The following is a 12,902-nucleotide window of genomic DNA, read 5'->3' on the forward strand; positions in this document are numbered from 1 at the left end:
GCTGCGAGACTGACATATGGGCGCACTACTTCCTACCCTGCAAGCCGAACACCTGCGCGAGGGCCTGACCGACTACCTCGCAACAACCTTCGCGCTCACCGACCCCGACGCCCAGGCGGCGCTCACCGACTTCGTCGGACACCCCGACACGGGTCTGTTCAAAGGACCCTACGTACGGTTGCGGCTCCCGTTCGCCCCCGCCGGCGACGGCTGGACCGGCCAACTCGACTGGTGGCCGGAGACCTTCACCCCGTACGGACATCAGGCGCGCGCATTCGAACGGCTGTCGACCAAACACCAGGACCGGCCCCAGCCGACGTTGGTGACCACCGGCACCGGTTCGGGAAAAACCGAGTCGTTCCTCATCCCGATCCTCGATCACGTGCTGCGCGCCAAGAAGGCCGGCGTCACCGGAATGAAAGCCCTGATTCTCTACCCGATGAACGCGCTGGCCAACGATCAGGCTGAACGCCTCGCGCGGCTCATCACCGGTGATCCGCGGCTCGGCGCGATCACCGCCGGGCTCTACACCGGTGAACACGGCAGTGGCGGGCGCACCCGCGTCTCCGAACACGGTCTCATCACCGACCGCACCCTGATGCACGATGCACCGCCGGACATCCTGCTCACCAACTACAAGATGCTCGACCACATGCTGCTGCACCCCGGCCGCGCCGACATGTGGCGACTCTCGGCGGACTCGCTGCAGTTCTTGGTACTCGACGAATTCCACACCTACGACGGCGCACAAGGCACCGACGTGGCCATGCTGCTGCGCCGACTGGGCCTGACTCTCAAGAGTCACTGGGACGCCACAACCCGGGTGACCGACGACGATCGCGCCCGCTCGCTGGGCAAGATCATCCCCGTCGCCACCTCGGCGACACTCGGATCCGGCGGCGCCCCCACCGCTATGGTTGATTTCGCCCACACCGTCTTCGGTGAAGAGTTCGGTGTCGATGCCGTGATCGGCGAAACTCGCATCGACCCCCACGCCTGGCTGTCGACGCGGACGGGGGAGCGGGACAACGAGTTCCACCCGACCGATACGGTGCTGCCGGATGCCCTCATCCCCATCGAGCACGCGCACCGCACCGCCGAGAACAACGCAGTGCTCGCCGAGGCGGTGTTTGCGACCCTGTTCGACACCGTTCCCGAGGGACTCGACGTGGCGACCATGCTCGACCAGCTCAAAGCACATCCCTTCATCGGGGCCGTGCTGCGCCACGCGGTCGACGCCACAACATTGGCCGCTCTGGCCGATCAGGTGTTTCCTCCGCTCACCGGTGAACGCGACGCCGACCGCGTCCGGGCGAACCGGATTCGCTACCTCGAATACGTGTTCGCGATGCTGTCGCACCTGCGTGCCGAACTCGGCCGCTCGGCGCTCGGCGTCGATGTGCACCTGTGGATCCGGGAACTGAGCCGGGTCGACCGCGCAGTACAGGCCACCGCCGCCTACCGCTGGTCCGACGACGGGGCCGTCGCCGACGACACCGACCTCTACCTGCCCGCCGTGTACTGCCGGCACTGCGGCCGCTCCGGCTGGGGCGCGCGACTGGCCCCCACCGGAAGCGCCCTCGACGTCACCGACGAGGCGATCCGCGCCGACCACGCCGCCGGAGCTCCGCGCTTCCGCGCACTCATCTCCGCACCCGCCGAGGCGCACGTCGACGTCGACATCGACAACCTGCGCTGGTTCAACCTCAACCACCGCGAACTCGTCTCCACCGCGCCCGACCTCGACAGCGCGGAAGTCGTCGAGGGACGCGTCTTGCCGGTCCTCACCCTCACCGGGCCCGACGCCGACGACCAGTCCACCAAGGACGTGTGCCCCGCCTGCGGTGCCGCTGACGGCATCCGATTCCTCGGCAGCGCCGTGGCGACCCAACTGTCGGTCACGTTGTCGAACCTGTTCGGCGACAAGAACCTCGACGCCGCCGAGAAGAAGGCGCTGATGTTCACCGACAGCGTCCAAGACGCGGCGCACCGCGCCGGATTCGTCCAGGCCCGGTCGCACAGCCTGACGTTGCGTACCGCGTTGCGGGGTGCTCTCGGCGACGGCGAACTCGACCTCACCGAACTCAGCCAGGCTGTCATCGCCCGCGCCGGCACCGATCCGGTGCTGCGGTACCAACTGCTGCCGCCCGACATCGTCGACCGCGAGCAGTTCGTCGGATTCTGGAACCCCGACGTTCATCCGAACACCCGCCGGGCCGCCGAAGATCGCGCAAAGCGTCGGCTGCGCTTCGACATCGACCTGGAGTTCGGACTGCAATCACGCATCGGCCGCACCCTGGAGCTGACCGGCAGCGTGGTCTCCGAGGTGTATCTCGGCGCGCCGCAACGCGCATCGATCATCGGACGCCACACCATCGAGAAGGCCGAAGGCATTCAGATGCCGCTGACGGACCTCAGCGACAGCGTCATCGCGACCTGGGTACGGGGCACCGTCGAACGGATTCGCACTCGGGGTGGCATCCAGCACGAATGGTTGCGCTCCTACCTTGAGAAGAACGCCAACCGCTACCACATCTGGGGCGGTCGCCCCCGCGGCCAAGGCATGCCGGCCTTCCCCAAAGGGCGAGCTGCGCCCGCATTCCCGGCCACCAAACAGGGCGGCGGGGCGCTGCCCGAGGGGTATGACCCGGTCACCTCGCCCTCATCGTGGTACGCCAAGTGGGCATCGGACTGCCTGGGCGTAAGCCCCGCCGAAGGAGCCTTCCTGGCCAAGGCACTGCTCGCTGAACTCAAGGAACAGCTGGTGCTGACCGCGCTGACCAACGAAACCGGCGCCACCGTCTACCAATTGCCACCGTCGACGGTGCGCGTCAGCGCCCCCAGCCTGGAAGCGCTCGAAGACGGACGCCACCTGTTGACGTGTGACGTGTGCCAGGCGCCGGTCCCCGGAAGTGTCACCACCATCGACCAGCTCGATGGTGGGCCATGCCTGCTGACCCGTTGCCCGGGACATCTCCGCCGTGCCGGCAAGCCGGACAACTTCTACCGCCGGCTGTACAGCTCGGGCGACATGAAGCGGGTGGTCGCCCGCGAACACACCTCGCTGCTGGACGCCAAGACCCGTCAGGGCTATGAGGCCGCGTTCAAACGCGGCGGCAGCGACCCGCAGGCCCCGAACGTGTTGGTGGCCACGCCCACCCTGGAGATGGGCATCGACATCGGTGACCTGTCCACGGTCATGTTGGGCTCACTGCCCAAGACCGTCGCGTCCTACCTGCAGCGCGTCGGCCGGGCAGGCCGCCTCACCGGCAACTCGCTGGTGCTGGCGTACGTGCGCGGGCGCGGCGAGCATCTGCCCAAGCTGTTCGAACCGCTGTCGGTGATCCAGGGCGAAGTTCGCCCACCCGCGACGCTGCTCAACGCCGAGGAGATCCTGCAGCGCCAGTACGTGGCGCACATCGTCGATCAACTCGCCCGTGATCCGCAGATCACGCCGCCGAAGGACGCACGCGCCGTGTTGGGTGACACCGGCGACACCAGTTGGCTCGCCGGACTACTCGACCTCGCCGCCTCCGACGCCGACGCACTGCTCGACCGTTTCCTCGCCCAGTTCGCCCCCCACTTGAGCGAGGACGCCGTCAACGGGCTACGGGCCTGGGCCACCACCCCGCCGCAGGGCGGGACGAGTGGCCTGACGCAACACCTCACCTCCGCCGCCCACCAATGGCGCACGGACCTCGAAGAACTCACCGCCCGCCGCGATGCCGTGGATGCCGAACTGCCCGAATTCGAACGGCGGGCGGCATCCCCGGCCGCCACTGACGACGACCGTCGAGCGCTGCGCATCGCCAAGGGATCCCGCAAGCTGCTGGGCGCACAGATCAACTCGATCACCACCGACTACTGGATCTCGGTGCTGGAACGCTACGGCGTGCTGCCCAATTACACACTGCTCGACGACACGGTCACCCTCGACGTCGGCGTCACCTGGATCGACCCCGACAGCGGCAACTACATGGGCGACTCACTCAGCTATCAGCGCGGCTCCCGGGTGGCCTTGACCGAACTCGCGCCGGGCGCCACCTTTTACGCCCAGGGACTGGCGGTCACCATCGATGCCGTCGACGTGGGCAGCAACGAAGCGCACATCCAGGCCTGGCAGTTGTGCCCGCAGTGCGGCTGGGCCGGCATCAGCTCCGGCGCCACGGTGACCGATCCGGTGTCCAGTTGCCCCCGCTGCCAGAACACCGGTATCGCCGATGTGAGCCAACGGGTTCCGGTGATCGAGATGACACGGGTCTCGGCCGAGGTCCGCCGCGACGAAGCCACGATCAACGACAACCGTGACGACCGGCAGAAGGAACCTTTCACGGTGCTCGTCGCCGCCGACGTCGACCCGGAACACCTCGGGCGCCGCTGGTTCCGCGCAGACTCGGAGTTCGGTGCCGAGTACCTGCGTCGTATCGACATCCGGTGGCTGAACCTCGGGCGACGCAACTCCCAAGGCAAGAAGCGCCTCATCGCCGGCCAGGAATCGTCGACCGGACTGTTCCGAGTATGCGCTTCGTGCGGCCAGCTCGACCACAGCGCCGGCCGCAACAACCGGTACGAGCACCGCACCTGGTGCCGACTGCGCGAGGCGCCCACCGAGGACGTCCGCGAGGTCGCGCTGGCGCGGACCCTGCGCACCCAAGCCGTGCTCGTGCACCTCCCGCCGCAGATGGAGTACGACTCCTTCGCGCACACCAGCCTGGCCGCCGCCATGATGCTCGGACTGCGCGAAGTCATCGGCGGTTCACCCGAACACCTCGACATCGCAACCATTCCCGACGCGCTGCGCGCCCCTAACCGGCGGGCCTTGCTGATCCACGACACCGTGCCCGGCGGAACCGGCTATCTGGCCGAGTTCGCCGACCACACCAAAGTATGGGCGGTGCTGGCAGCCGCACGACGCATCGTCCACACCTGTCCCTGCCAGCACGAGGACCGGCTAGCCTGCCATCGCTGCCTGCTGCCGTTCGCCGCTCCGCATGAAATGGACAAGGTCTCGCGCGCCGCCGCTGCCAAACTGCTCGACACCATCCTCGATACCCCCGCAGGCACCGAACCCGCTCTGAACGACTGGACGGCCGGCGTCACCGAAGAGGCGCCCCCACCCACCCCGCTCAGCGACGAATCCTTCCTGGAGAGCGCGTTCTACGCCGCGTTCGTCGAACGGCTCCGGCTCATCGGAGCGACCGTGGTGGAGAAACCAGGTGTTTACGGCCCGTCAGCGACCATCACCATGCAGGGCACCAAGTCGCGGAAATGGTCGCTGCGCCCGCAGGTTTCGGTGGGCTTCGCCAAGCCGGACTTCGAACTGCAGACACCCGATCCGGACATACCCAAGATCGCCATCTTCGCCGACGGCCGGAAGTTCCACGCCGTGCCCGGATGCAACCGGGTCGCCGACGACGCCGACAAACGGGAAAAGCTTCGCAAGGCCGGCTACTGGGTGTGGTCCTTCAGCCACGAGGATCTGCAGCGCTTCAAAGCGGGCGAGGACGTCGTGCCCGGCTGGTTCGACCAGAACGCCGCCAACATCGTCACCAGCCAGTTCCAGGTGCAGCCAGGGCTCATCCGGCTGCTGTCCAAGGATCCGATCACGCAGCTGCTCGAATTCATGATGAATCCGGAAGCGGGCGCGTGGGAGAAGTTCAGTAAGTGGATGCCGTATCTGTTTGTCCGCGGGCACAACCGGGCGAAGTCAGAAGTCGAGCTGGCTGCTGAAGCAGCGATCGCCGCACTCGACGGTACCGCGCCGTTCGAGGTGACCGGTACCGACGTCTGCTGGACCTTCGCCGACGGTGGTGTTGCGGTGACCGCCGGGGTGCGCAGCGCGGCCGAACCCCCGCGGGCCGTGTTGGCCGTCGATGATCGCGACGACCGTCTGGAACTCCTCGACGGTAAAGCGTGGAAAGAATGGTTGCGGCTGTCGAACTGGCTGGCCATCAGTGAGAACCACCGCGTCGGAACCCATTCGACGCTGTCCGCCGCACCGGGGCTGGTAGCCGAGGTGGTGCAGGAGGACACACTGCCCGCCGAATGGCAAAAGGTGTACGACGAAGCCGTCACGGACCTCGAACGCGAACTCATCCGTGCGCTGGCCGACGTCGGCGCTGCCGTACCGGAACTGGGTTACGAGACCGACGACGGGGAGGTGCTCGACATGGCCTGGGCGGACGCTCGGGTCGGCGTGGTGCTCGACGGTGGCGCTGACGCAGCCGGTTGGGTCCTGTGCCCGCCGGACGCCGAGAAGATTCTTGAAGCTCTGAAAATGAACGGAGTGGTGTAGGTGGCGAATCTGGTCATCGCGTCCAACAGCAAGGCGATGTCCAAGCTGGATGGGTCGATCAAGAAAAAGGTGTATGACTTCTTCGAGAAGCTCAACGAGGACGATGCTCAGCCCGGACTGCATATCGAGCCGTTGAAGACGGCGATCGACCCGCGGGTCCGGACCGGTCGGGTAGACCTGCACTACCGGGCAGTGCTGTTCCGGGTCGACGACAAGTCCAGCGGACCCACGTACATCTACATGGGCACGTGGGGGCACGACGAGGCGAACAAGCTGGCTGAACGTGCCACCCTGCGCGTCAATCCCATCAACGGCACCCTGGAGGGGTTGATCGGGGAGCCTGTTACGGCAGAGCCTCCGGCGTCCGGTGAGCCGGTCACGGAACCCGCGCCGAAACCTGAGTTCTCGTACTTGGCCGGGGTCGGCTACAAGCTCGCCGACCTCACCGACGGCTTGGGGATCACCCCGACTCTCGCTGCCAAGGCAATGGCGGCCGCGGACGAGTCGGCACTACTGGAAGCAGCCGCGGATGGCCTCGAATGGGAGGGCAGCGCACTACTCGAACTCGCCACCGGCGTCGCCATCGAGACCATCCGCGAGAACCACGGCTTCGCCACGGAACCGGTCGACAAGTCCCTCGATGAAGACCAACGGATCATCGCGGCGCTGGACCGCCCGGCGTCCAAGATGCAGTTCGCCTTCATCGAAGACAACGAGGAACTACGTCGCGTCATCGAGGGCGGCGACTTCGCCGCCTGGCGCACATTCCTACATCCCGAGCAGCGCAAGTACGTCGACACGGACTTCGGCGGTGCCTTCCGCCTTTCGGGCGGCGCCGGCACCGGGAAAACCGTGGTGGCCATCCATCGGGCGCGCCGCCTCGCACGCGACAACCCAAACGCAAGGATCATCCTCACGACATTCAATACCGCCCTCGCCGAAGGCCTCAAGGCCGACCTCAAATCGCTGGACCCTGGGATACGTATCGCGGACAAGCCCGGAGATCTTGGCGTGTATGTCGGAGGCATCGATGCACTGGGCAGCGGCGTACTCAACCGATCGGGGCCTGCTCTTGGACCGGCCAGTGAGCGGTTGTTCGGACAGAGCGTCGAGTTCGGTGCCAAACGAACAGCATCAGACGCGGTATGGCGCGAGGTCGCGCAGACCGTCGACTCGGGTTTGGACGCGACACTCGCCACTCCGGCCTTTCTGGAGAGCGAGTACGTCGCAGTGGTTCTGGCGAATCGCATCACCGCCCTGGAGCAGTACGCAAAGGTCGCGCGCCCCGGACGGGGCGTGCGCCTCAGCCGGACACAGCGCATCGCCGTATGGAAGCTGGTTGAGGCTTTCCGGCGCCACCGCCAGATGGACGGAACCATCAGCTTTCCCGAAGTCCTGGCCCTTGCTGCAGAGGCGTTGCGTGTTCGCGCCGAGAACGACGGCACCCACCTAGCCGATCACGTCATCGTCGATGAGGCACAGGATCTGCACGCCACGCACTGGGCGTTGTTGCGGGCACTTGTCGCCGAGGGACCCAACGATTTGTTCATAGCCGAGGATTCGCATCAGCGGATCTACGGAAGCCCGGTCGTGCTGAGCCGGTTCGGGATCAAAATTGTCGGCCGTTCCCGCCGGCTCACGTTGAACTACCGGACCACTGCTCAGAACTTGCACTTCGCGGTGAGCGTGCTGTCCGGAGCGGAGTATCGAGACTTGGAGCAGGGGGAGGAATCAACGAGTGACTACCGTTCCGCCCGCAACGGTCCTGTCCCGGAACTGATTCCGTGTTCGGACTTGTCTGCCGAATTGGACGTGGTGGCGAAGAAGGTCAAGGGCTGGCTGGACGAGGACGGTGTGCAGCCGGAGAGCGTCGCCGTGCTTGCCCGCAGCCAGGACGAACGTGACCGCTTCGTTCGTGGCCTTGGCGAGCGCGGTGTCTCTGTCCGCGCCGTCGACAAGAACGCACCGTCCACGGGCCAACCCCTGGTGATGACGATGCACCGTGCGAAGGGAATGGAATTCTCGCGCGTTTTGCTCGTCGGCGCCGACGAAAAGCACGTGCCCTTGCCGGCATCGCTGCGCAACATTCCGGATGAAGAGCGCGCGGACGCTCTCTTACGGGAGCGATCATTGCTCTACGTGGCGAGTAGCCGCGCACGTGACGCGCTTGTGGTGACATGGAGTGGAAGAAAGTCAGACTTGTTGGGGCAATCGTAGTTTGCGTACGAACTGAGGGAAGAGAGACGCAGATGACAGCTGAGGACCGTACGTACAGTGTCGAAACCGACTCTGCCGCCATGGCTTTGGTGCATAGAATTCTTGGCGTGGGAGTCAATGGTCTGGGTCCTTACAAGTCTGCTTCCGCGATGGCACAAGAAGTTCTCGGGACGCATGGCGAAGCTGAATTGGCAATCAAGCAGTTGGTCGCGATTCATCGCCGATGGGTGGGCACGACGGGATTCGCCACCGGCATCGGAGGGCTGGCGACCTTGGGTGTGGCGCTGCCGGCCGATATCACGACGTTCTACATGTTGTCGGCCAGGATGTCGGCGTCGATTGCGGCGCTGCGTGGGTATGACCTCACATCGGAGGAAGTTCAAAGCGCTGTTCTGATATCGCTCCTCGGGGCCGGCGCCGCGGGTGTTCTCGGCAAAGCCGGAGTGGACATCGGAGCAAAGTCCGCGATGGTCGGGCTGAAGAGGCTTCCTGGCCACGTTCTGATCGAGATCAACAAGAAGGTCGGTTACCGCCTTCTCACGAAGTTCGGCACCAAGGGATCGATCAACTTGGTGAAGGCGGTACCTCTCGTCGGCGGAGGTGTGGGCGCAGGTGTGAATGTGCTGGCCATCAACCAGATTGCGGCCTACTCCAAGCGGACGTTCGCGCCGCTCGGTTCCAATCCGGCGTAACCCCAGGCGCGGTCGACGATTCCGGTTGCTCCCCGCAACGACGTCTCGCTGATATCGACAGCCTCTGGTCCGGTCGGCAGCGAGGTCCAGTCGTCCGGCACTGATGGGTCGAGTCGGCACCACGTGTCGTAGGCCGCGATATCGTCGGTCTGATAATCGGTTTCGACCTCAGGCGGCGTTCCGACCGTGGCCAGGTTCAGCACCCGTGCGAGGTCGTTCACCTGGTCAGAACTGGGCTCTCCTGCCTCGGTGACGCGGTCGACGATGGCCACCGCCAGCGACCGACACCTGACGATGGGTCTGTGCAGGTAGCTGTTGGGCAGGTCTTGGAACTTGAAAGCCCGCTCGACGGGACGATAGTCCGAGCCGGCGCGGAAGATCTCCGCGCCCCACCACAACCGGGCGAAAGTCTGCTTGTGGATCGGCCCCCACCACCGGTCATCGGCGATGGTGCCGTCCGCGGCGGACCAACGCCACTCGACGTACCAGGAGTACCGCAGCGCAAGCCACTGCCACACACCACGGTCCGCCGCTTCCGACCGAAGCAGGCGCAGCGCGTAGTGGACGCGAGGTGCGACCCAGCGGTCGCTGTGGGTCCGGTCGGCCCAGACCGCGTCGGTGGTTCGTGTCTTGACCTCGTTCATCAGGGAATCGAGTGCTTCGAGGCTCGGTGAACTGTCGTCAGGGAGAGATAGGGGCCGGGTTCGGCCGTCCTGCTCGGTTTGGTGCCGAAGACGCTCGACAGCGTCGAGGCGGACCGGGAGCGTGTGAAGCACATCAGACATGTTTGACGTCCTTGCATACGTTCACGACGGTGTCGGACATGCCGGTGATCCGGTCCAGCACGAGGTCTGCCTCGGCCCAGAACTCCGCTGTTGCTGCCGGATTGCCGTCCAGCGCACCGACCTTTTCGTACAGTTCTTCGACTGAATTCGTATCGGGAAGTTCCCGAGCCAGAGCCTCACAAGTACTCCGGAGGATCGGGGTCGTCGGACCTGCTGCGGGCGCGTCGTACTCTCCGGGGGTGATGTCGTCGATCGCGGCGCGAAGGAGCGAGTTGGCGACTTGGCGAGCGATCATCGCTCCGAGCAGATCGCGGTGCCGGCGCCGTTCGGTCTTCGCGTTCTCCGCTTTGATCAGACTCTCGAAGCCGTCGATGCCGCTGTTGAGGTACAGCACGGGGGGCGACTGGTTGATGTCGAGGTAGCAATGGCTCGTGGGACTGCGCCGCGCATCCGGTGGTGCGTCGTCGCCCGCGAAGCCGACCCATGCATTCCGTAGCGGTGGTGCTCCCGCTCGGAGGGGAGCCTCACCAGGTTCGCCGATCAGCTCCCATTCCAGGCCGGTCCCGACGATCCGCCGCCGTCCGCCGTGCGTGGCCACGAGCTCCATGGTCAACGAGGCTTTTTGGCCGACGATGGAACGGGGGATACCGAGGACCGCCTCGAAAGTTCGACCGCTCGAGTCGGGCGTCATCCGAAACACTCGGCGCACTTGGGTTGCCCTGCACGCGAACAGGATATGGGCGCTCAGGTCTGTCAACGCAGGGGGCAGAACCTGGTCACTGCTCGCTGTCAGGGTGACCTCTGCATTGGACCATGACCGTTCAGAGGCTTTCAGACGTAGGTATTCCGAGTCGATGAGTTCGGGTTCATGCTGGCCATCCAAGCTGAACTCGGTGACGCGGCAATCCCATTTGTCCTTGAAAGTCGGCCAGGCGAAGCGCGGTGTCACCGGATGTCCTTTCCTTCGGACTGCTTCGACGGTGGTGCAACGTCGGCTCGTGCGATTCGGACGTCGACCGCCGACTCTGCCGCGGGGATGGGAAGCGTTGTCGTACTCACGCCACGGACCGTTGTCGTCAGTAGCCGGCCGCGGGGCTTGTGGGCCAGCACCACTTTCGTGTCCGAGTATTCGGCCGGTGGGTCCACCTCGAGATGTTCCCACTGGATGTCCTGGTGGCCTCCATCGAGACCGACCAAGGCCAACCTCGGTTCCACGGACCATCCCTCGGGACGGTTCCGAGCGCGAATTTCGAAGTCGAGATGCCAGGCCCCGTCGATGACAGAGGCATTGTGAATGCGAATCTCCGGCTTCCGAACTGACGCGGTACCGCGCGCACCGCCACCGGACTCGCCCTGTAGAAAGGCGAGGTTCTTGAAGATCGCCTTAGGGGGCTTGTCGTCGGAGGGCAGTGGAGCTCCGAAGATGTCGGACAACTGATCGAGAATCGCGACGCGGATGTTCCGTAGGTTCGGCACCCATGGTGCCTTGTAATGCGCGGTGAGATTCGCCTGCGACGTCTTTGTTCGTCCTGAACCTGGTATCCACTGGTCGTGTGCGGGCGGCTCCGCGAAGCGGAGGAAGTCGTCCGCACGTTCCTCTTCGAGAGACGGAGACTCGGGATTGACTGCTGCGCCCGCCATCAAGAACGCGTGATAGGTGCGGCCTTCGAACTCCTTGTCCACAGTCTGGACGATCATCTCGGGTCGACGAAAGAGACACACCTTGTTCTCGAGGGAGTCCTTCTGGTCATCGGAGAGCGTCACGACCAGCTTCGCCGTATGCCGAAACGCGATGTGGCGCTCGTCAGCATCAGTGCGGGCAGAGATTTCGATCGGGACGTCCCTGACGACGATGTCACCCGGTTCGTTCAACTCATTGTCGATCTGGCCGGCATCGAACTTCCTCAGGGCATTGACGAGTTCGGTGTACTGCTCTTCGGGGTCGACCATGTGCTGGTAGATCACTCGGTCTCCGTCGAGAACCTCTACTCGAACACGGAGGCGACCGCGCGTGAGCAGGGGCCAGAACTCTTCCTCGATCGCGGCTTCCAGACTCTTCGCGAAGTGGTGGACCTGACCGATGTCACCGAGGCCCTTGTCCGGTTCGTCCGGATCGTAGAAACCGAGCAACAAAGCCGTCGTTCCAGGGCGATCATCTTCCCGCGCGAGCCACAGGCGATCCGCCAGGTCGGTGTTCTCCCAAACCGAGGCAACATCACCGTTGGGTTCTTGCACACCGAAAAATCCCCGTCCCTGGTAATTGGTGCCGGAGAGTTGGTGCACCACTCCCTGGTTCACGCCGATGATGCGATCCTGTCGACGACCATCGACAGCGTCAGAGGCTTGGAGAGTCGAATTGAAGAGCACCGTCTGGAGTCGCGAGAACCGCCAGTACACGGCTTTACCAAGGCCGAACGATCCGCCCGATGTCTTGTCCTTGCCGCTGTACAGGTCCAGGCGGCACAGTTTGACGAAGTTGCCGTACTCCTCGGCGTCTCCTTCGGCGAACTCAGGACCGGTGAGCCCGCGCGCCCCGTAGTCGGCGACACGAAGCAGCGTCAGGGAGTCCGCGGACTTGAGCGCCGCCAAACCCGACTGGAGCTGGCCGGCAGTCACGGCACCCATCGCCGCTTCGGCCATGGCCCCAAGGTGAGGCTCCAATTCCTCGTGCCACGCGACAGCCTCTTCGAAACGCTTCCGGTCCTCACCCGACAAAACGATGAAGGAGTAGACCAGATCGGCCGTCTCGCCCGGTAGCCGGGCGTCATTGCTGTTCTGCGCACTTTCGCGGGCCAGCGACGACAGGCCTGCGTTGACTGTCCACTGGTTGGCATTGCCGTAGTTCGCGTAGTTTCGGCTTTGTTCTTCCCATCTCCAGGTGGCGGTCAAGACTCTCCTTCGACGCTGTATATG

6 protein-coding genes are annotated in these 12,902 nt (G+C 64.9%); 3 read left to right on the forward strand and 3 right to left on the reverse strand.

Annotation, left to right across the window (positions count from 1 at the left end; genetic code table 11):
* Positions 1-16: 16 nt before the first annotated feature.
* The 3 genes from R2K23_RS08890 to R2K23_RS08900 all read left to right on the forward strand — a co-directional run bounded on the left by R2K23_RS08890 (position 17) and on the right by R2K23_RS08900 (position 9,204).
* Entirely contained in the window at positions 17-6,295 is a 6,279-nt protein-coding gene (locus tag R2K23_RS08890; protein ID WP_316516100.1) for a DEAD/DEAH box helicase, read from the forward strand.
* Complete coding sequence (locus tag R2K23_RS08895) at positions 6,296-8,512, forward strand: 3'-5' exonuclease (protein ID WP_316516101.1); 2,217 nt, start codon at positions 6,296-6,298, stop codon at positions 8,510-8,512.
* Between the two features lie 107 nt (positions 8,513-8,619).
* Entirely contained in the window at positions 8,620-9,204 is a 585-nt protein-coding gene (locus R2K23_RS08900) for an EcsC family protein (protein ID WP_316516102.1), read from the forward strand.
* On the opposite strand, the gene R2K23_RS08905 is transcribed toward R2K23_RS08900, so the two are convergent.
* The 3 genes from R2K23_RS08905 to R2K23_RS08915 are packed head-to-tail and all read right to left on the reverse strand — an operon-like array spanning position 9,159 to position 12,878.
* Positions 9,159-9,989 (reverse strand): DUF6339 family protein, encoded by an 831-nt coding sequence (locus tag R2K23_RS08905; RefSeq protein WP_316516104.1) that lies wholly within the window; start codon positions 9,987-9,989, stop codon positions 9,159-9,161. The genes R2K23_RS08900 and R2K23_RS08905 overlap by 46 nt on opposite strands.
* A complete protein-coding gene (locus R2K23_RS08910; protein WP_316516105.1) occupies positions 9,982-10,938 on the reverse strand; it encodes a hypothetical protein in 957 nt (318 codons plus the stop codon). The genes R2K23_RS08905 and R2K23_RS08910 overlap by 8 nt, the downstream gene beginning before the upstream one ends.
* Complete coding sequence (locus tag R2K23_RS08915) at positions 10,935-12,878, reverse strand: hypothetical protein (protein ID WP_316516106.1); 1,944 nt, start codon at positions 12,876-12,878, stop codon at positions 10,935-10,937. The genes R2K23_RS08910 and R2K23_RS08915 overlap by 4 nt, the downstream gene beginning before the upstream one ends.
* Positions 12,879-12,902: the final 24 nt, after the last annotated feature.

The sequence above is a fragment of the Mycolicibacterium sp. MU0050 genome (assembly GCF_963378085.1).
In the GTDB taxonomy this organism is placed as follows: domain Bacteria; phylum Actinomycetota; class Actinomycetes; order Mycobacteriales; family Mycobacteriaceae; genus Mycobacterium; species Mycobacterium wendilense.